This is a genomic window from Streptomyces sp. NPDC102406 (genome assembly GCF_044765725.1).
Classification (GTDB): domain Bacteria; phylum Actinomycetota; class Actinomycetes; order Streptomycetales; family Streptomycetaceae; genus Streptomyces.
Genome location: NZ_JBIWKP010000001.1, coordinates 278144 through 300089 on the forward strand (window position 1 = coordinate 278144; position 21946 = coordinate 300089).

21 protein-coding genes are annotated in these 21946 nt (G+C 71.6%); 13 read left to right on the plus strand and 8 right to left on the minus strand.

Annotated elements, in window-relative coordinates; genetic code table 11:
• Nucleotides 1-44: 44 nt before the first annotated feature.
• Nucleotides 45-1499 (plus strand): menaquinone biosynthesis decarboxylase, encoded by a 1455-nt coding sequence (locus ACIRF8_RS01350; RefSeq protein ID WP_404209683.1) that lies wholly within the window; start codon nucleotides 45-47, stop codon nucleotides 1497-1499.
• Nucleotides 1496-2401, plus strand: a complete 906-nt coding sequence (gene mqnP / locus ACIRF8_RS01355; RefSeq protein ID WP_404209685.1) for a menaquinone biosynthesis prenyltransferase MqnP — start codon at nucleotides 1496-1498, stop codon at nucleotides 2399-2401. Before ACIRF8_RS01350 ends, mqnP begins: the two co-directional genes overlap by 4 nt.
• Here the strand turns inward: mqnP and ACIRF8_RS01360 are convergent.
• Together ACIRF8_RS01360 and ACIRF8_RS01365 are read right to left on the minus strand one after the other, a co-directional pair.
• Complete coding sequence (locus tag ACIRF8_RS01360) at nucleotides 2391-3149, minus strand: hypothetical protein (RefSeq protein WP_404209687.1); 759 nt, start codon at nucleotides 3147-3149, stop codon at nucleotides 2391-2393. The two genes, mqnP and ACIRF8_RS01360, sit on opposite strands and share 11 nt — an antisense overlap.
• 73 nt (nucleotides 3150-3222) lie before the next feature.
• Nucleotides 3223-3825, minus strand: a complete 603-nt coding sequence (locus tag ACIRF8_RS01365) for a rhomboid family intramembrane serine protease (RefSeq protein WP_404209689.1) — start codon at nucleotides 3823-3825, stop codon at nucleotides 3223-3225.
• 78 nt (nucleotides 3826-3903) lie between these two features.
• Here ACIRF8_RS01365 and ACIRF8_RS01370 point away from each other — a divergent pair, with 78 nt between their 5' ends.
• From ACIRF8_RS01370 to mqnE, 3 genes are all read left to right on the plus strand, one after another.
• Nucleotides 3904-4584 (plus strand): UbiX family flavin prenyltransferase, encoded by a 681-nt coding sequence (locus ACIRF8_RS01370; protein ID WP_404209691.1) that lies wholly within the window; start codon nucleotides 3904-3906, stop codon nucleotides 4582-4584.
• Between the two features lie 100 nt (nucleotides 4585-4684).
• Nucleotides 4685-5140 (plus strand): Lrp/AsnC family transcriptional regulator, encoded by a 456-nt coding sequence (locus ACIRF8_RS01375; RefSeq protein WP_404209693.1) that lies wholly within the window; start codon nucleotides 4685-4687, stop codon nucleotides 5138-5140.
• Nucleotides 5141-5212: 72 nt separating this feature from the next.
• Nucleotides 5213-6376, plus strand: a complete 1164-nt coding sequence (mqnE, locus tag ACIRF8_RS01380; protein ID WP_404209695.1) for an aminofutalosine synthase MqnE — start codon at nucleotides 5213-5215, stop codon at nucleotides 6374-6376.
• A gap of 59 nt (nucleotides 6377-6435) precedes the next feature.
• On the opposite strand, the gene ACIRF8_RS01385 is transcribed toward mqnE, so the two are convergent.
• Nucleotides 6436-6960, minus strand: a complete 525-nt coding sequence (locus tag ACIRF8_RS01385; protein ID WP_404209697.1) for a GNAT family N-acetyltransferase — start codon at nucleotides 6958-6960, stop codon at nucleotides 6436-6438.
• 98 nt (nucleotides 6961-7058) lie between these two features.
• Here ACIRF8_RS01385 and ACIRF8_RS01390 point away from each other — a divergent pair, with 98 nt between their 5' ends.
• From ACIRF8_RS01390 to ACIRF8_RS01400, 3 genes are all read left to right on the plus strand, one after another.
• Entirely contained in the window at nucleotides 7059-7352 is a 294-nt protein-coding gene (locus ACIRF8_RS01390; protein WP_404209699.1) for a DUF4229 domain-containing protein, read from the plus strand.
• Between the two features lie 373 nt (nucleotides 7353-7725).
• Nucleotides 7726-9063 (plus strand): dicarboxylate/amino acid:cation symporter, encoded by a 1338-nt coding sequence (locus tag ACIRF8_RS01395; RefSeq protein WP_404209701.1) that lies wholly within the window; start codon nucleotides 7726-7728, stop codon nucleotides 9061-9063.
• 164 nt (nucleotides 9064-9227) lie between these two features.
• Nucleotides 9228-9815 (plus strand): TetR/AcrR family transcriptional regulator, encoded by a 588-nt coding sequence (locus tag ACIRF8_RS01400; protein WP_404212214.1) that lies wholly within the window; start codon nucleotides 9228-9230, stop codon nucleotides 9813-9815.
• On the opposite strand, the gene ACIRF8_RS01405 is transcribed toward ACIRF8_RS01400, so the two are convergent.
• Both ACIRF8_RS01405 and ACIRF8_RS01410 read right to left on the minus strand, forming a co-directional pair.
• Nucleotides 9804-10697: a MaoC family dehydratase gene (locus ACIRF8_RS01405; RefSeq protein ID WP_404209703.1), complete on the minus strand. Its 894-nt coding sequence runs from the start codon at nucleotides 10695-10697 to the stop codon at nucleotides 9804-9806. The two genes, ACIRF8_RS01400 and ACIRF8_RS01405, sit on opposite strands and share 12 nt — an antisense overlap.
• Before the next feature lie 50 nt (nucleotides 10698-10747).
• Nucleotides 10748-12103: a 3-oxoacyl-ACP reductase gene (locus ACIRF8_RS01410; RefSeq protein WP_404209705.1), complete on the minus strand. Its 1356-nt coding sequence runs from the start codon at nucleotides 12101-12103 to the stop codon at nucleotides 10748-10750.
• Between the two features lie 69 nt (nucleotides 12104-12172).
• On the opposite strand from ACIRF8_RS01410, the gene ACIRF8_RS01415 reads away from it, so the two are divergent.
• The gene (locus ACIRF8_RS01415) at nucleotides 12173-13468 is read left to right on the plus strand and encodes an acetyl-CoA C-acetyltransferase (protein WP_404209707.1); all 1296 of its coding nucleotides are present in this window, start codon (nucleotides 12173-12175) and stop codon (nucleotides 13466-13468) included.
• Nucleotides 13469-13480: 12 nt separating this feature from the next.
• Here the strand turns inward: ACIRF8_RS01415 and ACIRF8_RS01420 are convergent, their stop codons facing one another.
• Complete coding sequence (locus ACIRF8_RS01420) at nucleotides 13481-14341, minus strand: helix-turn-helix domain-containing protein (protein ID WP_404209709.1); 861 nt, start codon at nucleotides 14339-14341, stop codon at nucleotides 13481-13483.
• A gap of 228 nt (nucleotides 14342-14569) precedes the next feature.
• Between ACIRF8_RS01420 and ACIRF8_RS01425 the strand changes: the two genes are divergently transcribed.
• On the plus strand, nucleotides 14570-15970 hold the full coding sequence (locus tag ACIRF8_RS01425) for an MFS transporter (RefSeq protein ID WP_404209710.1): 1401 nt from the start codon (nucleotides 14570-14572) through the stop codon (nucleotides 15968-15970).
• A gap of 1124 nt (nucleotides 15971-17094) precedes the next feature.
• On the opposite strand, the gene ACIRF8_RS01430 is transcribed toward ACIRF8_RS01425, so the two are convergent.
• Nucleotides 17095-17919 carry a helix-turn-helix domain-containing protein gene (locus ACIRF8_RS01430; RefSeq protein WP_404209712.1) on the minus strand — a complete coding sequence of 275 codons (825 nt, stop codon included), beginning with the start codon at nucleotides 17917-17919 and terminating at the stop codon, nucleotides 17095-17097.
• On the opposite strand from ACIRF8_RS01430, the gene ACIRF8_RS01435 reads away from it, so the two are divergent.
• A complete protein-coding gene (locus ACIRF8_RS01435) occupies nucleotides 17918-18415 on the plus strand; it encodes a DUF2000 family protein (protein WP_404209714.1) in 498 nt (165 codons plus the stop codon). The two genes, ACIRF8_RS01430 and ACIRF8_RS01435, sit on opposite strands and share 2 nt — an antisense overlap.
• A 147-nt stretch (nucleotides 18416-18562) precedes the next feature.
• Here ACIRF8_RS01435 and ACIRF8_RS01440 read toward each other — a convergent pair whose 3' ends face one another.
• Nucleotides 18563-18766: a cold-shock protein gene (locus ACIRF8_RS01440; RefSeq protein ID WP_003948780.1), complete on the minus strand. Its 204-nt coding sequence runs from the start codon at nucleotides 18764-18766 to the stop codon at nucleotides 18563-18565.
• Nucleotides 18767-19056: 290 nt separating this feature from the next.
• On the opposite strand from ACIRF8_RS01440, the gene ACIRF8_RS01445 reads away from it, so the two are divergent.
• Nucleotides 19057-19929 carry a menaquinone biosynthetic enzyme MqnA/MqnD family protein gene (locus ACIRF8_RS01445; protein ID WP_404209716.1) on the plus strand — a complete coding sequence of 291 codons (873 nt, stop codon included), beginning with the start codon at nucleotides 19057-19059 and terminating at the stop codon, nucleotides 19927-19929.
• A 216-nt stretch (nucleotides 19930-20145) separates the two neighbouring features.
• Nucleotides 20146-21945 (plus strand): protein kinase, encoded by a 1800-nt coding sequence (locus ACIRF8_RS01450; protein WP_404209718.1) that lies wholly within the window; start codon nucleotides 20146-20148, stop codon nucleotides 21943-21945.
• Nucleotide 21946: the final 1 nt, after the last annotated feature.

Below are 21946 nucleotides of genomic sequence, written 5' to 3' on the forward strand. Positions count from 1 at the left end.
GGCCCCCGGCGAGATCCGCCGCAGGGGATGACAAACTGGAAGGCATGGCTTACGACGATCTTCGCTCCCTGCTCCGGGCGCTGGAGCGCGAGGGCGACCTGCTGCGCATCAAGGCCGAGGTCGACCCCTATCTGGAGGTCGGTGAGATCGTCGACCGCGTACAGAAGTCCGGCGGCCCGGCCCTGCTCTTCGAGAACGTGAAGGGCGCCGCGATGCCCCTCGCGATGAACGTGTACGGCACCGACCGGCGGCTGCTCAAGGCGCTCGGCCTGAAGTCGTACAACGACATCAGCGAGAAGATCGGCGGCCTGCTCAAGCCCGAACTGCCGCACGGCTTCGTCGGGATCCGGGAGGCGTTCGGCAAGCTCGGCGCGATGACGCACGTGCCGCCGCGCAAGGTCAAGGACGCACCCGTGCAGGAGGTCGTGCTGCACGGCGACGACGTCGACCTCGACGCGCTCCCGGCGCTGTTCACCTGGCCCCAGGACGGCGGCTCCTTCTTCAACCTGGGGCTGACCCACACCAAGGACCCGGAGTCCGGGGTGCGCAACCTCGGCCTGTACCGCCTCCAGCGCCACGACAAGCGCACCATCGGCATGCACTGGCAGATCCACAAGGACAGCCGCAACCACTACCAGGTGGCCGCCCGCAAGGGCGAGAAGCTGCCCGTCGCCATCGCCTTCGGCTGCCCGCCCGCGGTCACGTACGCCTCCACGGCGCCGCTCCCCGGCGACATGGACGAGTACATGCTGGCCGGGTTCATCCAGGGCAAGCGCGTCGAGATGGTCGACTGCAAGACGGTCCCGCTCCAGGTCCCGGCCCACGCCGAGGTGGTCATCGAGGGCTGGCTCGAACCCGGTGAGATGCTGCCCGAGGGGCCCTTCGGCGACCACACGGGGTTCTACACCCCGCAGGAACCGTTCCCCGCGCTGACCATCGACTGCGTCACGATGCGCAGGCGTCCGCTGCTCCAGTCGATCGTCGTCGGCCGTCCGCCCACCGAGGACGGGCCGCTCGGCCGCGCCACGGAGCGGTTCTTCCTGCCGCTGCTCAAGGTGATCGTCCCCGACATCGTCGACTACCACCTGCCCGAGTCGGGCGGCTTCCACAACTGCGCGATCGTCTCGATCGACAAGAAGTACCCGAAGCACGCCCAGAAGGTGATGAGCGCCATCTGGGGCGCCCACATGATGTCGCTGACCAAGCTGATCGTCGTCGTCGACTCCGATTGCGACGTCCACGATCTTCATGAAGTGTCGTGGCGCGCGCTCGGGAACACGGACTACGCCCGTGACCTGACCGTCGTCGAGGGACCCGTCGACCATCTCGACCACGCCTCCTACCAGCAGTTCTGGGGCGGCAAGGCGGGTATCGACGCGACGAGGAAGTGGCCCGAGGAGGGCTATACGCGAGACGGCGGATGGCCGGAGATGGTCGTCTCCGACCCCCGAACGGCGGCCCTGGTGGACCGCCGCTGGAAGGAGTACGGACTCAAGTGACCTCAGCATCCGCCGCGATCCCGCGACAGCCGGGCCGCACCAAGGCGTTCCTGCGCCTGGTCATGATCGAGCACTCGGTCTTCGCGCTGCCGTTCGCCTACACCGCGGCGCTGACCGCGATGTTCGAGCTGGACAAGAACATCCACTGGGGCCGGCTGCTCCTGGTCACCATCTGCATGGTGGGCCTGCGCACGTTCGCCATGGCGGCGAACCGGATCATCGACCGCGAGATCGACGCCCGCAACCCGCGCACCGCCCACCGCGAACTCGTCACCGGCGCCGTGTCCGTGAAGTCCGCCTGGACCGGCGCGCTCATCGCCCTGGTGATCTTCCTGGCGTCGGCGGCGCTCCTGAACCCGCTCTGCCTGGCGCTCGCGCCCATCGCGGTGATCCCGATGGTCGTCTACCCGTACGGCAAGCGGTTCACGAACTTCCCGCAGGCCATCCTCGGTCTCGCCCAGGCGATGGGCCCGATCGGCGCGTGGATCGCGGTCACCGGCTCCTGGTCGTGGGACGCGGTGATCCTCGGTCTCGCCGTCGGCATCTGGATCGGCGGGTTCGACCTGATCTACGCGTGCCAGGACGTGGAGACCGACCGCGAGGTCGGCGTCATGTCGGTCCCGGCCCGTTTCGGCATCCCGGCCGCGATCCGCGGCGCGCGCGGCTGCCACTTCGTCACGACGGCCCTGTTCGTCTGGTACGCGCTCGCCACCGGCGCCGGCATCTTCTTCTGGGTCGGCCTGGTCATCGTCGCCGCTGCCTTCCTCTACGAGCACACGATCGTGAAGCCGCATGACCTGTCCCGGCTGAACCGGGCGTTCTTCCAGGTCAACGGCTTCATCGGGATCGCCCTCTTCGTGTGCGCGCTCCTCGACCTGCTGGTGCGCGGCCTCACGGTGTGAGGTGTGCCGGGCCGTCCCCGGCGCGCAGCAGCCGCAGGAACGCCTTGAGTCCGGTGATGATCTCCTGGTTGTCCGTCAGCCGGTTCACCACTGACTCGAACTCGCGGCCGAGGGCCTCGATCCGCAGGTCCAGGCGGTCCGCGCGGCCGTGGGCGGACAGGCCCACGGCGTCGACGGACGTACGCAGTTCGGCCAGGACCCGGTACGTCTCCTCCGCCTTCTCCTCCAGGACGGCCGTGCCGTTCTGGAGCGCGGTGACGGCGGTGCGCAGTGCCGCCACGTCGTCGCGCGGGAAGCGCACCTCGCCGTGGAGCGTGGTGAGGCGGCGCCGCAGCGCGGCGAAGTAGGCGCCCGCGGGGCGGAACAGGGTGCTGAGCAGATAGCAGCCCGCGAGCCAGTAGCCCGCGGTCCGGCCCGTGGCCCAGGCGGCGCACACCGTGACGGCGCCGGTGACGAGGTGCGCGCCGACGGCAAGGCGCAGCATGACGGCGGCGATCCGGGCGGCCTCCGCGTCCCGGTCGGCCGGGACCGCGATCCCCTTCTCGCGGCTGACGCGGGCCTCGTGGACGACGGAACGGGCACGGAAGTACAGGTTCCAGGGCAGGGTCAGCAGCAGGACGAGCCAGAGCAGGCAGACCGTCGCACCGACGGCGAGCAGCACGGTCTCGGCGGGGATGCCGAGCACGCGGACCAGGACGAGGGCGGCGACGGCGGCCACCGCGCAGAGCACGAGGTATCGGGCCTTCATGGCCCCACTCTCACGAGCCCGGGCGGCCCGCGCATGAGGCGGCGTACTCAGAGCACGTACTCAGGCCGCTTGTTCAGGCCGCGCCCGGTATGCGTCTGCGGCGTACGACGAACGCCGCCGCCACGCCCGCGATCAGCCCGATGAGATGGCCCTGCCAGCTCACCCCGTCGTTGGCCGGGGACAGGCCCGCCAGGATCGTCGTGCCCCAGTACGCCGCCGTCAGCACGCCCACGACGATGCCGAGCGGTCTGCGCTCGACGAAACCGCTGAGCACGACGAAGCCGAACAGGCCGAAGATCAGGCCGGACGCGCCCGCCGTGTTCGAGTGGGCCGGGGCCACCAGCCACACCCCGAGCCCGTCGGCCACCACGATCAGGGCGCAGACCAGCAGGAAGCGGCGCAGCCCGGAGAGTGCCGCGACGAAGCCGAGGACCAGCAGGGGTACGGAGTTCGCGGCGACGTGGTCGAAGCCGAAGTGGATGAACGAGGCCGGGACGACGTCGACCAGCTCGGCGGGGTCGCGCGGCTGTATGCCAAAACGGTCGAGCGCGTGCCCCGACGCCGCGTCCACCGCTTCGAGCAGCCACAGCAGGGCCACCCACCCGACCATGAGCTGTCCCGCGGCCAGTACGCGCCCGCGCGCCTGTCCCCGTACCGTCCTCGTGCCGTCCGTCATCTCAAGCTCCCCCCGCCCGATGAACGACCACGGCCCCTGCTCAAGTTCCCCTCGGGGCGCGCCGGATAGGCTCGTGGTGTGGAGCACGTTAACGCACCGAGCCGCAGGCCCTGGGTTGTCGGGGTGTCCGGCGCATCGGGGACCCCGTACGCCGCTGCCGTGCTGCGCGCACTCCTGGCCGCGGGCGAGGCGGTGGACCTGGTCGTCTCGCGGGCCTCGCGGCTCACGCTGCTCGACGAGACGGGCATCGCGTTCCGGGACGGGCACTGGCGCGAGGACCTGGCGCGGTGGCTGGAGCGGGGCGCGGACGGCAAGCCCGGCACCTTCGAGGGCGTCGATCTGAGCGACGTACGGCACTGGCCCGCCGGTGATCTCGCGGCGGGTCCTTCCTCCGGCTCGTACCCGGTCAAGGGCATGATCATCGTGCCCGCCTCGACGGCGTGCGTGGCGGGTGTGGCGCTGGGCCTGTCCAAGGACCTGCTCCAGCGCGCGGCGAGCGTGACGCTCAAGGAGGGGCGCAGGCTGGTCGTCGCGGTGCGGGAGACGCCGTTGAACGGGCAGACGCTGAGGCATCTGGTGACGCTGGACGACGCGGGCGCGGTCGTGCTGCCCGCCTCACCGGCGTTCTACGCGGGCGCCACACACATCCAGGATCTGGTGGACTTCGTCGCGGGCCGGGCGCTGGACGCGGCAGGGGTGCCGCACACGCTGTACCGGCGCTGGCAGGGAGAGCTCGGGGGAGGCTCCCGTACGCCGTAACCCTCACCTTGGCTTGAAATTTATGGTGCATTGCCCCCATGCGCCTTGCTTTCTGTGCGTAAACTCGCGTCAACGCTGAACAATGAAAGGCTTTGGACCTATGGACGCCGTGGACAGGCAGCTCATCCAGGCCCTGCGCGAGAACGGCCGCGCCTCGTATGCGGAGTTGGGCCGCCTCGTCGGCCTGTCAGGACCGAGCGTGACGGACCGCATCAACCGCCTGGAGGCGGCCGGCGTCATCACCGGCTACCGCGCCACCGTCGACTCCGCCTCGCTCGGCCTCGGCGTCACCGCCCTCATCGGCATCTCGCTCTCCGACGCCGCCGACCACGAGGACGTCGCGCGCCGCCTGAAGGACCTGCACGAGATCGAGGACTGCTGGTTCATCGCCGGTGACGACTCCTACATGCTCAAGGTGCGCGTCGGCGACGTCGACGGCCTGGAGAAGACGATCCGCCGCCTCAGCGGCACCAAGGGCGTCTCCCGCACCCGCACCACGATCGTCCTCTCCACGAAGTGGGAGAACAGGGTCGGGAAGCTTCCCGAGGAGGTCTGAGCGCCGCCTGTCGGAGGGTGGGCGTACGGTGGACCGGACTTATGGGTCGTGTTGGTGAGGAGAGGTACGGGCATGGACGCAGGGCTCAAGCGCGAGCTGGAGCAGAAGGTCAGGGACGGTGAGCGGCTGTCCCGCGAGGACGGCGTCGCGCTCTACGCGTCGGACGACCTGGCCTGGCTCGGCGGTCTCGCCCACGAGGTGCGCACGCGCAAGAACGGCGACGTCGTGCACTTCAACGTCAACCGCCACCTCAACATGACCAACGTGTGCACCGCCTCGTGCGCCTACTGCTCGTTCCAGCGCAAGCCGGGCGAGAAGGACGCGTACACGATGCGCATCGAGGAGGCCGTCAAGCTCGCCAAGGCGATGGAGTCGGAGAGCCTCACCGAGCTGCACATCGTCAACGGCCTGCACCCGACGCTCCCCTGGCGCTACTACCCGCGCTCGCTGAAGGCCCTCAAGGAGGCCCTGCCCCACGTCGGGCTCAAGGCCTTCACGGCCACCGAGATCCACCACTTCGAGAAGATCTCCGGTCTCCCGGCGAGCGAGATCCTCGACGAACTGATCGACGCGGGCCTGGAGTCCCTCACCGGCGGCGGCGCCGAGATCTTCGACTGGGAGATCCGTCAGCACATCGTCGACCACGACACCCACTGGGAGGACTGGTCGCGCATCCACCGCCTGGCGCACGAGAAGGGGCTCAAGACCCCCGCGACGATGCTGTACGGGCACATCGAGGAGCCCCGTCACCGCGTCGACCACGTGCTGCGCTTGCGTGAGCTCCAGGACGAGACCGGCGGCTTCCAGGTCTTCATCCCGCTGCGCTACCAGCACGACTTCGTCGACATGAAGGACGGCAAGGTCAGGAACCGCCTCCAGGCCCGCACCACGATGGCGACGGGTGCGGAGGCGCTCAAGACGTTCGCCGTCTCGCGCCTGCTCTTCGACAACGTGCCGCACGTGAAGTGCTTCTGGGTCATGCACGGTCTCCAGACCACCCAGCTCGCGCTCCAGCACGGCGCCGACGACATGGACGGCTCGGTCGTCGAGTACAAGATCACGCACGACGCGGACAACTACGGCACGCCGAACAAGCTGACCCGCGAAGACCTGCTCGACCTCATCCGCGACGCCGGGTTCAGGCCCGTCGAGCGCAACACGCGCTACGAGATCATCCGCGAGTACGAGGGCCCCGACCCGGCCCGCCGGGACACCCCGCAGGCGATGCGCGTCTGAGGCCCCGCCCGGCCACTCGGTACAGGGGCCTCGGTGCAGGGGCCTCGGTACAGCGGACCTCAGTACAGCGGCAGCATCATGTGCACGTCGTCGCGGTCGTCCCCCGGGGCCACCCGGATCGCCCCGGGGATCCGCCCGACCTCCTTGTAGCCGCACGCCGCGTAGAAGGCGTCCGCGCCCGTGCCGCCACGGCACGTCAGCCGCAGCGCCTCTATGCCGTCGAAGCCGCGCGCCGCGTCCTCCACGGCGGACATGAGCGCCCGCCCGTACCCCCGGCCCTGGTGCCGGGGGTGGACCATCACCGTGTACACCCACAGGTGGTGGCGCATCAGACGGTGCCGGTTGTGGGCCAGGAACGCCGTCGCCGCGACCCTGCCCTCCTCGTCGTGGCCGACGAGGAGACGGATTCGGCCCTCGGCCATCCCGGCGAGGTGCTTCATCAGCTCGGGACGGATGTCCTCGGGGGCGACGGGCGGGACGAAACCCACGGCCCCGCCCGCGTTCGAGACGTCCGCCCACAGTGTGAGGACGCCGTCCCGCAGCGCCGGGTCGATCGACGGATCAAGGGTGAAGGTAAGAGGCATAAGGCGACCGTACCCATTACATGCGGGACCGCTCAACAAGGTTTGCGGCGCCCGTGCTTCACTGGGGGGACCATTTCGCAACGGAAGAGTGGATTGAGATGCTCCGCTACACGCTGATGCGCCTCGGAATCTTCGTGGGCTGCTTCCTCGTCGTCTGGGGTCTCGTCGCCACCGGCATCGTCCCGCGCGGCCTGGGTGGCTCCAACTACCTCTGGATCGCGCTCCTCGCCCTGGTCGTCTCCGCGCCCATCAGCTTCGTGGTGCTGCGCGGCGAGCGCGACCGGGCCTCCGAGAAGATCGTCGCCCGCGTCGACCGCGCCAAGGCCACCATGGACGCCAACCGCTCCATGGAGGACCAGGCGGACGACGCCGCCCGCGCCCACGGCGCGTAAGTTACCTCACAGACCTTCCGCCCCCGTCACCGCTCAGGTGGCGGGGGCGCCTGTGTTTTCAAGGCAAATGCGGCTTTAAGGGCGTACGTCCCCCCGGTCTTCCCCCAAGAGACCCTTTGATGTTCTCAAAGCTCTGGTGTTAACGTTTCTGACATGAAGACATCAGCCGCGCACCGCACTGTCCCGGGCGTCCCGCTCGTGGCGCGCCTGCATGTCGATCTCTGCCGCTGCATGTCCGCGGCCTGTCGCGCCTGACGCGACCATCCCCGATGCAGCGGCGCCGCTGACCCTCGTCCCGGCAGCCGCTCCAGTACGTCCCGTACGTAGCCCCGCCCTGTCCCCGCGCGTTCCCACGTTCCACTGGAGTGCTCTCGTGTCCGCGAACACCACCGCCCCGGCCGACGCCACGCCGGCCGAGCCGAAGCCCGGCTCCCGCATACCCAAGCTCCCCTTCTGGGCCCAGATCCTGGGCGGCCTCGTCCTCGGTGTGCTGCTCGGCTGGCTCGCCCGCAGCCAGGACCTGTCCTGGCTGGTCACCACCCTGGACAAGATCGGCAGCATCTTCGTCCAGCTCCTGAAGCTGGCGGTCGCCCCGCTCGTCTTCTTCGCGATCCTGGTGTCCATCACCAACCTCCGCAAGGTCAACAACGCCGCGCGGCTCGCCTCCCGCACCCTCCTCTGGTTCATGATCACCTCGCTGATCGCGGTCGCCATCGGCCTCGTCATCGGCCTGGTCACCAACCCCGGCGCGGGCACCGGACTCACCCCGAAGGACGGCGGCAAGCCGGACCACGCGGGCTCCTGGCTCGACTTCCTGACCGGCATCGTCCCCACCGACGTCATCACGCCGTTCACCGAGCTGAACGTCCTCCAGATCGTCTTCATGGCCGTCGTCGCCGGCATCGCCATCCTCCAGGTCGGCGAGAAGGCCAAGCCGATCCTCACCCTCTCCGAGTCGATCCTCGAACTCCTCCAGAAGGCCCTGTGGTGGGTCATCAAGCTGGCGCCCATCGGCACCATCGGCCTCATCGGCTACGCCATCGCCACCTACGGCTGGGACCTCATCAGCAAGTACGCGACCTTCACCGCCGACATCTACGTCGGCTGCGCCCTGGTCATGTTCGTCGTCTACCCGACGCTGCTCGCGACCGTCGCCAAGCTGAGCCCGCTCCAGTTCTTCAAGGGTGCCTGGCCCGCCATCCAGCTCGCCTTCGTCTCCCGCTCCTCGGTCGGCACCATGCCGCTGACCCAGAAGGTCACCGAGCGCCTCGGCGTGCCGAAGGAGTACGCCTCCTTCTCCGTCCCGTTCGGCGCCACCACGAAGATGGACGGCTGCGCCGCGATCTACCCGGCGATCGCCGCGATCTTCGTCGCGCAGATCTTCGACATCGACCTGAGCGTCGGTGACTACCTGCTCATCGCCTTCGTCTCGGTCGTCGGCTCCGCCGCCACGGCGGGCCTCACCGGCGCCACGGTCATGCTGACCCTGACCCTCTCCACGCTCGGCCTGCCGATGGAGGGCGTCGGCCTGCTCCTCGCGATCGACCCGATCCTGGACATGATGAGGACCGCGACGAACGTCGCCGGGCAGGTCGTCGTCCCGGTGATCGTCTCCGCCCGTGAGCGGATCCTGGACCGCGACGCCTACGACAACGCGACCTCCTCCCCGGTGGACGAGCCGCAGCCGGTGGCCCTGTCGGCCGCCGCCTGACGTCCCCCGGCTCGTACGCCGCAGCGCCCCGTCCCCGGACTCCGGGGGCGGGGCGCGCTGCGTAGGGTGAACGCGGCGCAGGTGTGTGGAGGGAAGGGGCCGCGGTGAGCGGTGGGGTGCGGGTTCGGGCGGTGCGGTTGCCGCGGGCCGAGCGGGAGCGGCAGATGATGGACGCCGCGGTGCGGGTGTTCGGACAACGGGGGTACCGGGCGGCGTCGATGGACGAGATCGCCGAACTGGCCGGGGTCTCCAAGCCCTTGGTGTACCTGTATCTGAACTCGAAGGAGGAGCTGTTCACCGCCTGCATCCGGCGGGAGGCGCGGGCGCTGATCGCGGCGGTGCGGGCCGGGGTGCGGACGGACGCGCCCGCCGACCGGCAGCTCTGGGACGGGCTCACCGCCTTCTTCACGCACACCGCCGAGCGCCCCGACGGGTGGGCGGTGCTGCACAGCCAGGCGCGGTCGGGCGGGGAGCCGTTCGTCGCGGAGGTCGGGGTCGCCCGGGAGGAGATCGTGGCGTTCGTGGCGTCGTTGATCGCGCAGGCCTCGCGGGAGGCGCACGAGGAGCCGGGCCCGGCCGCACGGGAGGTCGCGGGGCTCGCGCTGGCCCTGGTGGGGGCGGCCGAGGCGCTCGCCGGGTGGGCCAACGCCGACCCGTCCGTCTCCGCGAAGGAGGCCGCCACCACGATGATGAACTTCGCCTGGTCGGGCCTCGGGAACCTGATGGACGGGCGGCGCTGGTCACCCCCGTAGAGGGGTGTCGATCTCCCGTACGTCACCGGTGACGTGCACCCGGTCCCCGTCGGTGGCGCGCAGTGCGAAGGCCGTGCCGTGTGCCGCGTAGGTCACGGTGCCCGGCAGCAGGACGGGCGCCTTGAACTGCGCGCGTACGTGGACGGGTCCGCGCGCGCCGTGTTCCGCGAGGCAGCGGGCGACGGTCCACATGCCGTGGGCGATGGCGCGCGGGAAGCCGAAGGCGCGGGCGGTGAGCGGGTGCAGGTGGATCGGGTTGCGGTCGCCGGACGCGGCGGCGTAGCGGCGGCCGAGGTCGCCGCTCAGGGTCCATTCGGCGAGCGGGGGGAGGGGTGCGGCGGGGGTGGGTGCGGGCGGGTCGGTGTCCGTGGTGCCGGGCGTCCTGTGGCGGGCCAGGTAGGCGCTGGTCGACTGCCAGACGAGGGCGCCGTCGGTGCGGAGCTCGGTGCTGACGACGGCTTCGGTGCCGCGCCGGTGGGGCCGCAACTCCTCGATGCGTGCGCTGAGTTCGTGGACGTCGCCGGGGTTCGGGGGCCGGTGCTGGGTGATGTCGATCGAGGTGTGGACGAGCCCGAGCAGCGGCAGGGGGAAGGCGCGTTCCGACATCAGCCGCATGGCCAGCGGGAAGCCCAGGACATGCGGATACGTGACGGGCAGTTCGGCCCCACCGGTGGGGAAGGCGCAGACGCGTGCGTACGCGGCGAGGTGGCTTCGCGAGATGCGGAGCGCGGGCACCACGAGCCGGGTGCGGGACAGACCGCGGGCGCCGACGGGGTGGCGGGGCCGTTTGAGGGGGGACAGCAGGGCGCCGCGGGCCATGAGGGGCAGGAGGGAGGGGAGCGAGGGGAGGGTGACGGTGGTGGTGCGGGCGGTGTCGGTCATGGCGGTCCTGGGGGAGAGGGGGCGGACGTCCGGGGGCCGGGCGGCGCAGGTCAGGCGCCGAGCAGGCTCTGTCCGCAGACCCTGACCACCTGCCCGTTCACCGCGCCGGAACCGGCGCAGGCGAGCCATGCCGTCGTCTCGGCCACGTCGACGGGAAGGCCGCCCTGGCCGAGGGAGTTCATGCGCCGGCCGGCCTCGCGGATGACCAGCGGGACGGCGGCCGTCATCTTGGTCTCGATGAAGCCGGGGGCCACCGCGTTGACGGTGACGCCGTGCTCGGTGCGGGCGCGCGGCGCGAGGGAGCGGGTGAGGCCGATGATGCCCGCCTTGCTGGCGGCGTAGTTGGTCTGGCCGGTGTTGCCCGCGATGCCCGCGATGGACGCGGTGGTGACGATGCTGCCGCCGCGGCGTATCGCTCCCGCCTTCAGCAGGGTGTCGGTGGTGCGCAGCACGCTGCCGAGGTTGACGTCGAGGACCGAGCTCCAGCGCGCCGCGTCCATGTTGGCGAGTCGGCGGTCGCGGGTGATGCCCGCGTTGTGGACGAGGACGTCGAGTTCGGGGCCGTCGGGCCCGGAGGTGAACTCGGCGATGCGCTCGCCCGCGTCGTCGGCGGTGATGTCGAGGGGCAGCGCGCGCCCGCCGAGCCGTTCCGCGACCTTCGCCACGTCGCCCTCGGCGGACGGCACGTCGAGGAGGACGACGCGGGCACCGTCCCGTACGAGGGCCTCGGCGACGGCCTCGCCGATGCCGCGCGCGGCGCCGGTGACCAGGGCGGTGCGCCCGGCGAGGGGCCGCTCCCAGTCGTCCGGCAGCACCAACTCGCTGTCGATGGCGCCCACTTCGATGACCTGTCCGCTGACGTAGGCCGACCGGGGCGAGAGCAGGAAGCGCAGTGTCGTCTCGGCCGCGGCGACGGGCCCGGCGATCCGCACCAGGTTCACCGTACGGCCGCGTCCGATCTCCTTGCCGAGGGAGCGTACGAACCCTTCGAGGCCCTGTTGCGCCGCCGCCTGGTGGTGGTCGTCGGCGGACGGGGGTGCGCCGAGCACGAGGACGCGCCCGCTCGCCGCGAGGGAGCGGACGACGGGGTGCAGTGCGGCGTGCACCTCGGCGAGCGTGTCCGGGCCGGTGACGGCGGTGGCGTCCACGACGACGCCGACGAGGTCCTTCGGCCCCGCGGCGCGGCCCGAGAGCGAGCCACGCACCTGGAGGCCGGTGCGGGCGAGGAGCTCCGAAAGCTCCTTGCGGTAGGGGGAGGCACCCGCTGTGAAGTGCAGCAACTGCCCCTCGAAGGCGGGGTGCTCCTCGGTTCGGCGGTGCAGGGGCGCGGGCTGCGGCAGACCCAGGCGGCGGGTCAGGAAGCGGCCGGGGGCCGTGCCGGTGAAGTTCAGATAGCGGTCGGCCATTGTCCAACTCCCTGCGCGGTCGTAAATTTACTTCGGAGTAAGGTTACTCAGTAGTCAGGAGTTGTCGAGATGGTACGCCCCGCCAAAACCCCGGCACCGCCCCGCCGAGTCGCCGTCATCGGCGGCAGCCGCATCCCGTTCGCACGCTCCGACGGCCCGTACGCGACGGCCTCCAACCAGGAGATGCTGACCGCGGCCCTGGACGGCCTGGTCGGCCGCTTCGAGCTCCACGAGCCCGGCGCGGTGGGTGAGTTCGTGGCCGGCGCCGTGCTCAAGCACAGCCGGGACTTCAACCTCGCGCGCGAGACCGTGCTCGGCTCGACGCTGGACGCGCGCACCCCCGCCTACGACATCCAGCAGGCCTGCGGCACGGGGCTGCAAGCCGTGATCGCCGCCGCCAACAAGATCGCGCTCGGCCAGACCGACAGCGCGATCGCGGGTGGCTCGGACACCGCGAGCGACGCCCCGCTGGGCGTCAACGACGACCTGCGCAAGATCCTGCTCGCCGCACGGCGCGCGAAGTCGGCACCGGCCCGGCTCAAGGCGCTGGCCCGGATCAGGCCGGGCCACCTCGTGCCCGACATCCCGCGCAACGCGGAACCGCGTACCGGCCTGTCGATGGGCGAGCACGCGGCGGTCACCGCCCGCGAGTGGGGCATCTCCCGGGAGGACCAGGACGCGTTGGCCGCGACGAGCCACCAGCGCCTCGCGGCGGCGTACGACCGGGGCCTCTTCGACGAACTGGTGGTGCCCTACAGGGGACTTGAGCGCGACCAGAACCTGCGACCGGGCTCGACGACGGCCAAACTCGCCACGCTCAAGCCGGTCTTCGGCACCAAGGACCCCCACCCCACCATGACGGCGGGCAACTCGACCCCGCTCACCGACGGGGCGGCCGTGGTGCTGCTCGCGAGCGAGGAGTGGGCCGAGGCGCGCGGGCTGCGGCCACTGGCGTACCTGACCGCCCACGAGACGGCGGCCGTCGACTTCGTCGGCGGGGACGTCACCGGTGGCGGCGGGGACGGGCTGCTGATGGCGCCCGCGTACGCCGTGCCGCGCATGCTGGAGCGGGCCGGTCTCGGGATCGAGGACTTCGACCTGATCGAGGTGCACGAGGCGTTCGCCTCACAGGTCCTGGCGACGCTCGCGGCATGGGAGAAGCAGGGCCTCGCGCCGGTCGACCGGGCCCGGCTCAACGTGGCGGGCTCCTCCCTCGCCACCGGCCACCCCTTCGCGGCGACAGGGGCACGGATCGTCGCGACCCTGGCCACGCTGCTCGCCGAACGCGAGGGCCCCGCCCGCGGCCTCATCTCCGTCTGCGCCGCGGGCGGGCAGGGAGTGACGGCGATCCTGGAACGAGCCTGAGCCCTCGAACCCCTAAGCGCGGGCGGCCGGGTCGAGGCCGAGCAGTGCGGTCTCGTCCGGGGAACCGGCCGGCGCCTGGTAGACGACCAGTCGCTGGCCGCCCGTGCGGGCCAGTTGCATCACCTCGTACGTGAGGGTCATGCCGCCCACCTTCGGGTGGTCGAACGTCTTCGTGCCGCCGCCCCGCTCCTGCACCTCGTACCGGTCCCACAGGCGAGCGAACTCCGGTGACTTGAGGAGGAGTTCACCGACCAGCCGGGTCATCCGCGGATCGTCGGGATCGGTGCCGCCCACCGCCCGCAGATGCGCCACCGACTTGGCGACCGTCTCCTCCCACGGCACGTAAAGCGTCCGGCCGACGGGATGCAGGAAGAGGTAGCGGGTCATGTTGCGCTCCTCGGGCGGCAGGTCCCACATGCCCGGCAGCAACCGGCGGCCCGCCGGGTTCGCGGCCAGCATGTAGCCGTACCGGTTGACCACGTACGCGGGCATCGGACGCAGCGCCTCCAGCATCTGGAGCACCGAGTCGCGGACCGTGTCGTCCGTCGTGGGGTGCGGCACGGTGAGCCGCCCGGACGCCAACTCGGCCAGCTCGTGCAGCCGTTCATGGGCGTCGCCACGCAACCGCAGGGCCCGGCTGAGGGCGTCGATCACGGCGGTCGACGGGTTGGTCTCGCGGCCCCGCTCCAGACGCGTGTAGTAGTCGACGCTGACCCCGGCAAGAGTCGCCAGCTCCTCCCGGCGCAGGCCAGGGGTGCGGCGCAGCCCCATACCGGCGGGCAGACCCGCCTCGGCCGGGGTGACCTGTGCGCGGCGCGCCCTCAGATACCTGCCCAGTTCGGTGCCGCCGCCCGTGCCGTTGCTCTCCGCCATACGCCCATTGTCCCCGGTCGGCGCGTTCGGTGGGGGGGTGTCCCAGGGCCTGGAACGCGGCACCCCTGTGGAGCGCGGCCTGCCACTTCCGGGCGGCCCCCGGGAGAGTGGAACCCGTTGCGGGTGGCGGGCGCCACCGGGCCCAGGGGGTGCACGACACCGGTCCGCGGCCCGGGGGGCCCGCCACCCGCGACCCCGTCCCTCACCGCCCACCCGTCTGGAGACCCCGTGCCCCTCACCGGTACGCCCGCTGTCGCCGTCCGCACCGCGCCACCGGCCCGCGCCGCCGCGTCCGGCGGCACCGCGCTCGTGGCCGCGCTCCTCGGCTTCACCGTCATCACGGTCGACGTGTCGGCGGTGAACATCGCCCTGCCCGACATCCGCGCCTCCCTGCACGGCGGCATGACGGGGCTCCAGTGGGTCGTGGACGCGTACACCCTGATGTTCGCGGGCCTGATGCTGTCCGCCGGGGCGCTCTCCGACCGCGCGGGCGCCCGCCGCGCCTACGCCTGGGGCACCGCCCTGTTCACCCTCGCCTCCCTCGCCTGCGCCCTCGCCCCCGGCATCGGCGCGCTGGTCGCGGCGCGGGTCGTGCAGGGCGGGGCCGCCGCCATCCTCATGCCCGCCTCCCTCGCGCTGATCCGGCAGGCGTACGACGACGCGCGGCAACGGGCGCGGGCCGTCGCCCTGTGGACGGTGGGCGGTTCCGTCGCGATGGCGGCGGGGCCCGTGCTGGGCGGTGTCCTCACCCAGAGCGTGGGCTGGCGGGCCGTGTTCTTCCTCAACCTGCCCGTCGGCGCGGCCGTTCTCCTTCTCCTGCTCCGCGTCGCACCGTCGCCGAGGCGACCCGCCCCGCTCGACGTACCCGGCCAGATCACGGCCGTCCTCGCCCTGGCGGGACTCACCTTCGCGGTGATCGAGGGCGGACACACGGGGCTGCTCTCCGTGCCGGTCCTGCTCTCCGCGGCGGTCGCGGTGGGCGCCGGGTTCGCCTTCTACGCCACCGAGAAGCGGCACCGGGCGCCCATGGTCCCGCTGTCGATGCTCCGCGACCGCACGGTCGCGGTCTCCCTCGCGGTCGGCTTCGCCCTCAACCTCGCTTTCTACGGGCTCGTCTTCCTGCTGGGTCTCTACCTCCAGCAGGAGCGTGGCATGACGGCGCTGACGGCGGGCCTGATGTTCGTGCCGCTCGCGGCGATCATCACGGGGACGAACCTCGTCTCGCCCCGCATGGCCGAGCGCATCGGACGCCGCCCCGTCATCGTGACCGGCCAACTCGTCCTGGCCCTGGCCATGTTCGTGCTGCTGCCGCTGGGCTCCGACACGCCGCTGTGGCTGGTCCTGCTCCTGCTCGTCCCGACGGGTCTCGGCGGCGCGTTCGCCATTCCGGCGGTCACGGCGATGCTCATGGACTCCGTCCCCGGCCCGCGTGTGGGTACGGCATCCGGCCTGCTCAACGCGTTTCGGCAGACCGGTGGGGCGCTGGCGGTGGCTCTGTTCGGGTCCCTGATCGCGGGGGGTGCCGGGGCGTTCTCCCTGCCGGGGATGCGGGTGAGTCTGGTGGTGGCCGGTTCCGCGCTGTGCGTGACAGCGGCGCTGGCGGCGTGGCGCTTGCCCCGAACCAGGTGAGCAGGTGCTCGACCTTGCTATCCGGCGCTGGGGGCCACCTTGCCCACCCTGCCGCCCTGGGGGAGGCAGATGGCCCAAGGCGGGCCGAACCGGATCGCACCCGATTACGGAAGGGACCACCGGACGGCACTCGCGCGACGGCGTGAGGGGACGTGTCGGGGTGCCCCCGCAGGACACCGCAGGAACCGAGCGCTGGGTGACGCGCCTATGGCGTCCGGAGGGCCAGGCACCCGCTAGGTCGCGTCACCACTTGGAGACGAGCCCCGGGACGCGATTAGGGCACCCCCACCGGCCCGGCACTCGCGCGACAACGTGAGGGGACGTGTCGGGGTGCCCCCGCAGGACACCGCAGGAACCGAGCGCCGGATGACGCGCCTATGGCGTTCGGAGGGCCAGGCACCCGATCCGGCCGAGGAGGTACCCCGGCGCGGCCCCGCCGCACAACGCGATGGGGCGCAGGGCGGTGCCGGTCGGCGTTCGGAGGGCCAGGCAATCGATCCGGCCGAGGAGGTACCCGGGCACGGCCCCGCCCTACGAAGGGAGGGTCGGCGCAAGGCGCGGGACTCCCCACCGGTCCGGTACTCGCGCGACGGCGTGAGGGGACGTGTCGGGGTGCCCCCGCAGGACACCGCAGGGACTCAGCGCCGGATGACGCGCCTGTGGCGTTCAGAGGGCCAGGCACCCGATCCGGCCGAGGAGGTACCCCGGCGCGGCCCCGCCCCACGAAGGGACGGGGCGCAGGGCGGTGCCGCTCGGCGTTCGGAGGGCCAGGCAGCCGATCCGGCCGAGGAGGTACCCCGGCGCGGCCCCGCCCCACAAGGCGATAGGGCGCAGGGCGGTGCCGCTCGGCGTTCGGAGGGCGAGGCAGCCGATCCGGCCGAGGAGGTACCCCGGCGCGGCCCCGCCCCACAACGCGACGGGGCGCAGGGCGGTGCCGCTCGGCGTTCGGAGGGCCAGGCAATCGATCCGGCCGAGGAGGTACCCGGCGCGGCCCCGCCCCACAACGCGACGGGGCGCAAGGCGGTGCCGCTCGGCGTTCGGAGGGCCAGGCACCTGATCCGGCCGAGGAGGTACCCGGCGCGGCCCCGCCCCACAACGCGATAGGGCGCAGGGCGGTGCCGCTGTCAGCGGCCGCGTGCGTACCGCCCCGGCGGCACCCCGACCACCTTCTTGAAGTGCCGGTTGAGATGCGACTGGTCATAGAACCCGCAGGCCACCGCGACCTCCCCCGGCGCCTGCCCGGCCAACAGCAACCGCCGCGCCCGATCCACCCGCCGCGCCATCAGATACTGATGCGGCGCGATCCCGTACGCCGCCCCGAACGACCGCACCAGATGCGCGGGATGCGCATGCACGAGCCCCGCGGCCTCGTTCAGCTCGACGCCCTCGACGACGCGCGCGTCGAGCAGTTCCCGCAGCGACCGCGCGACGCGCCGATCGGGCCCGGGCCGCGCCTCCTCGGCCGGCCGGGGCCGCAACCGCTCCCGCAACCGTTCCCCGACGAGCGCGAGCCGCGCCGCCGCCTCCAGTTCGTCACCGGGATGCGTCAGCGACGCGTGGAGCTGACTGATCCGGCGCCGCAGCAGCGGATCCGCGAGATCGGGCGTGTCCACGGCGGCCCCGATGAAGGAGGCGTCCAGCGGCCCACCGACGGCGTCGAGGTACAGCACCCGTTTGCGGAAGCCGAGCGGCGTCGCGGCGGAACCGTTGTGCGGCACGTGGGGCGGCAGCAGGGAGACGGTGCCGAGCGGGGTGCCGTGTTCGTGGCGTTCGAGGTCGTAGCGGACGGCGCCCTCGTCGACGATGAGCAGCGTCCAGGTGTCGTGTACGTGCATCGGGTAGGCGTGCCGGGTGAAGTGGGCGTGGAAGACCTCCGTGACGCCCCGCACCTGGGGACGCCACGCGGTGATCTGCTCGGACCCGCCGGTCCGCGCGCCGTCGGCCGCCATGCAAAAAACGTACAAGACCGGGTCGCCGCCCGTTCGGCAGTCTCAGGGCATGAGCACAGAGACGTTTGCCGAGGTCCCGCACCCGACCCGCTTCGACACCAAGATCGCTGTTCTGCTCAGGGACGACCTGGAGACGTGGCAGCGGCTCAACGTGACGGCGTTCCTCGTGAGCGGCCTCGGCACGCAGGTGCCCGAGGTGGTCGGGGAGCCGTACGCGGACGCCGACGACACCCCGTACCTGCCGATGTTCCGGCAGCCGGTGCTGGTCTTCGAGGGTGGCAAGGAGGTGCTGAGGGCGGCGCACGAGCGCGCGTTGCGCAGGGCGCTGCCGCGAGCGGTGTTCACCTCGGACCTGTTCGCGACCGGCAATGACACGGACAACAGGGCGGCGGTACGGGCGGTGGCCGCCGCGGACCTGGATCTGGTGGGGGTGGCGGTGTACGGGCCGCGCAACGCGGTGGACAAGGCCTTGAAGGGCGCGCGGATGCACGGCTGACTGACCATCTGCCGGACACGTAAGGAACGCGAAGGCAGGAGCCCCGTCTCACCCCACCGGCGAAACCGGACGGGGGAGCGGGGCTCCTTGGGTACTGCGCTAGGTTCCGGATCGGATCACGGCACCTGCCGTGCGATCACGAAGGAATTAGGCGGGGGTGACGTTCTCCGCCTGCGGGCCCTTCGGACCCTGCGTGACGTCAAAGGTCACGGCCTGGTTCTCCTCGAGGGAGCGGAAGCCGTTCGCGTTGATCGCCGAGTAGTGGACGAAGACGTCCGGGCCGCCGCCTTCCTGGGCGATGAAGCCAAAGCCCTTTTCAGCGTTGAACCACTTCACGGTTCCGGTAGCCATAAGCCCTCCTATGGGCCAAAGGGTCGCCCTGCTCCAGAACCTGCAAATGCGCTTGCGAACAACTGCAAAAGTCTGAATACGACGAGAGCCTGCGGTTACATGCTCCGCAGGCTCTGTACTGCAAGGGAAACCAAACTGCAACTTGCGGCGAGCCTAGCACGTAGGCAGCCGAACGCAATAGAGGGCAAGATCACGTCACCCAGAGGTTTGACGGAGGCCCGAACGGGTTGGCCGGTGGCCTGTGCCACCCGGAGCATGCACCGTACCGCATGGGGTCTAGCCTCACCGATGTGGACAATTCTCCCGAGACTCCTCAGGCCGCGCGGCGCACCCGGCCGCGCGTAGGCCACATCCAGTTCCTGAACTGCATGCCCCTCTACTGGGGCCTCGCCAGGACGGGATCACTCCTCGATTTCGAGCTCACGAAGGACACCCCGGAGAAGCTCAGCGAGCAGTTGGTCGAGGGCGACCTGGACATCGGTCCGATCACCCTCGTCGAGTTCCTGAAGGCCGCCGACCGACTGGTCGCCTTCCCCGACCTGGCCGTCGGCTGCGACGGACCCGTGATGTCCTGCGTGATCGTGTCGCAGGTGCCCCTCGACCAGCTCGACGGGCGCCGTGTGGCGCTGGGTTCCACGTCGCGTACGTCGGTCAGGCTGGCCCAGTTGCTGCTCGCGGAGCGGGTCGGCGTACAGCCCGAGTACTACACGTGCCCGCCCGACCTCGGCCTGATGATGCAGGACGCGGAGGCGGCCGTGCTCATCGGGGACGCGGCGCTGCGGGCCAATCTGCACGACGCCCCGCGGCTCGGGCTCCAGGTACACGATCTGGGGGCCATGTGGAAGGAGTGGACGGGGCTGCCGTTCGTCTTCGCCGTGTGGGCCGCGCGCAAGGAGTACGCGGCGCGGGAGCCGGTGATCACGCGGCAGGTGCACGAGGCGTTCCTGACGTCGCGGGACGTGTCGTTGGAGGAGGTCTCCAAGGTCGCCGAGCAGGCGGCGCGCTGGGAGGCCTTCGACGAGGCCGTGCTGGAGGAGTACTTCACGACGCTCGACTTCCGGTTCGGGGCGGCGCAGCTCGAAGGCGTCACGGAGTTCGCGCGGCGGGTCGGCCCGACCACCGGATTTCCCGCGGACGTCACGGTGGAACTCCTCTCACGCTGATCGCTCGGGCCCCCGGAATTCGACCGGGGCGTGCGGAGGAATTCCGGTGGGAATGAACTCGGCGGCAAAATTCCGTGGGCCCTGGATGAAATCGGTGTGAACGCACGGCATTCACGGCACGGGACTACGCTGCTGGGGCAGGTGCGCGGTACGGATGGTTCCGGGCGTACGGTTCCGGCCGTACGGGGGAGAGCTTCGGGGGAGGTGGCTCGGGAGATGCAGCCGCTTGAGGCGGACGATCCGGCGACCGTGGGTCCGTACCGGCTCGTCGGCAGGCTCGGGCACGGCGGTATGGGCCGGGTGTATCTGGGCCGCAGCGCCGGTGGGCGGACCGTCGCCGTGAAGGTGGTGCATCCGCACTTCGCGCTCGACGAGGAGTTCAGGGCCCGGTTCCGGCGTGAGGTGGACGCGGCGCGGCGGGTCGGCGGGGCGTGGACCGCTCCGGTGCTCGACGCCGATCCGGCGGCGCGGGTGCCGTGGGTGGCGACGGGTTATGTCGCGGGCCCCTCGCTCGCGCAGGCGGCCGGTCCCGGCGCGGGGACCGACCCGGGCGGCAGCGCAGGTGACGGCCTCGGTGGTGACCCCGGTGGTGATCTCGGCGGCGGTCCCGTCAGGACGCTGCCCGAGCATTCCGTACGGGTTCTCGGCGCGGGCCTCGCGGAGGCGCTGGCGGCCGTGCACGGTCTCGGTCTCGTCCACCGGGACGTGAAGCCCTCCAATGTGCTGCTGACGGTGGACGGGCCGCGGCTGATCGACTTCGGGATCGCGCGGGCCACCGACAACACGGCGTCGCTGACGTCCACGGGCGTCTCCGTCGGCTCGCCCGGCTACATGGCGCCCGAGCAGATCCTCGGCAAGGGCGTCACCGGCGCCGCGGACGTCTTCTCGCTCGGCGCGGTCCTGGTGTACGCGGCGACGGGGCGATCCCCGTTCCCCGGTGACTCGTCGGCGGCGCTGCTCTACAAGGTCGTCCACGAGGAGCCCGAACTCGGCGCCCTCACCGGCGACCTGCGTGAGGTCGCGGCGGCCTGCCTGGCCAAGGAGGCGGCGGCGCGGCCCGCTCCCGAGGAGATCGCGCGGCGGCTCGCGCCGGAGGGGGCGGCGCGGCTCGTCGCGGCGGGCTGGCTGCCCGGGGCGCTGGTGGAGCAGGTGTCGCGCGGCGCGGTGCAGCTCCTGGATCTGGAGGGCACCCCGTCGCCCGCGCCGGTCTCGGGCCCGGTCGGCTTCACCAGCCCCTCGGTCACGGGGAGTTCGCCCCCGGGTACGCCCCCGGCGGGGGTCTTCGGGCCGCCGGATCCGACGTACGGGCCGGTGTCGGCGCCGTTGCCGTTGCCGTTGCCACGCACGGAACCACCGGCGCGGGAACCGCGGACCCCGCACGGATCGCGGGAACCGCGGGACGCCGCCCCCGGGAAGTTCTCCGTCTCGGTGTCGGCGACCTCGACGCCCACCTCGGCCGACGGCCATGGCCGCAAGGTGAGTTGCTCGGTGGCGCTCGCGGTGGCCGGGGCGCTGGCGGCGGTCACGGTCGGCGGCATCTTCGTGGTGAACATGCTCCCCGACTCGGGGGACAGGGACGCGGGCGCCGACGGCAGCGCCCCCACGACGGCGGCCCCGCCCATGGGCTCGGCCCCGCCCACCGGCTCGGTGCGCCCGACGGGTGCGGCGGCCGTGCCGGCGTTCTACCTCGGCGCGTGGGACGGCCCGGCCGTCCAAGCGGGCATCTCCTTCGGCACGTTCCGCGTCGATCTGGAGCAGGCCGCGGTAGGGAAGCGGGTCGGCACGGTGACCTCGACCGATCCACTGGGCATCCGGTGCGTCGACGTACTGACGCTGAGGTCCGCCGACGACAAGGAGCTCGTGGCCGGGGGCGAGGCCGCGCCGGACAATCCGGGGACCTGCGCGAAAGGCACCCACACCGTGCACCTCACGCGCGACGGCGCCACCCTCACGTACACGTCCCGGTACCCGCAGGCGGGCAACCCCACGGCCGATCTGACGCGGGTGGAGCGGTGAG

Bases quoted from the DNA above. Each gene is read 5' to 3' on its own strand.
- ACIRF8_RS01440 (WP_003948780.1), bottom strand. From the start codon at position 18,766: ATGGCTACCGGAACCGTGAAGTGGTTCAACGCTGAAAAGGGCTTTGGC.
- mqnE (WP_404209695.1), top strand. From the start codon at position 5,213: ATGGACGCAGGGCTCAAGCGCGAGCTGGAGCAGAAGGTCAGGGACGGT.
- ACIRF8_RS01415 (WP_404209707.1), top strand. From the start codon at position 12,173: ATGGTACGCCCCGCCAAAACCCCGGCACCGCCCCGCCGAGTCGCCGTC.
- ACIRF8_RS01390 (WP_404209699.1), top strand. From the start codon at position 7,059: ATGCTCCGCTACACGCTGATGCGCCTCGGAATCTTCGTGGGCTGCTTC.
- ACIRF8_RS01365 (WP_404209689.1), bottom strand. From the start codon at position 3,825: ATGACGGACGGCACGAGGACGGTACGGGGACAGGCGCGCGGGCGCGTA.
- ACIRF8_RS01405 (WP_404209703.1), bottom strand. From the start codon at position 10,697: ATGACCGACACCGCCCGCACCACCACCGTCACCCTCCCCTCGCTCCCC.
- ACIRF8_RS01350 (WP_404209683.1), top strand. From the start codon at position 45: ATGGCTTACGACGATCTTCGCTCCCTGCTCCGGGCGCTGGAGCGCGAG.
- ACIRF8_RS01435 (WP_404209714.1), top strand. From the start codon at position 17,918: ATGCAAAAAACGTACAAGACCGGGTCGCCGCCCGTTCGGCAGTCTCAG.
- ACIRF8_RS01430 (WP_404209712.1), bottom strand. From the start codon at position 17,919: ATGGCGGCCGACGGCGCGCGGACCGGCGGGTCCGAGCAGATCACCGCG.
- ACIRF8_RS01385 (WP_404209697.1), bottom strand. From the start codon at position 6,960: ATGCCTCTTACCTTCACCCTTGATCCGTCGATCGACCCGGCGCTGCGG.
- ACIRF8_RS01450 (WP_404209718.1), top strand. From the start codon at position 20,146: ATGCAGCCGCTTGAGGCGGACGATCCGGCGACCGTGGGTCCGTACCGG.
- ACIRF8_RS01360 (WP_404209687.1), bottom strand. From the start codon at position 3,149: ATGAAGGCCCGATACCTCGTGCTCTGCGCGGTGGCCGCCGTCGCCGCC.
- ACIRF8_RS01375 (WP_404209693.1), top strand. From the start codon at position 4,685: ATGGACGCCGTGGACAGGCAGCTCATCCAGGCCCTGCGCGAGAACGGC.
- ACIRF8_RS01410 (WP_404209705.1), bottom strand. From the start codon at position 12,103: ATGGCCGACCGCTATCTGAACTTCACCGGCACGGCCCCCGGCCGCTTC.
- ACIRF8_RS01400 (WP_404212214.1), top strand. From the start codon at position 9,228: ATGATGGACGCCGCGGTGCGGGTGTTCGGACAACGGGGGTACCGGGCG.
- ACIRF8_RS01420 (WP_404209709.1), bottom strand. From the start codon at position 14,341: ATGGCGGAGAGCAACGGCACGGGCGGCGGCACCGAACTGGGCAGGTAT.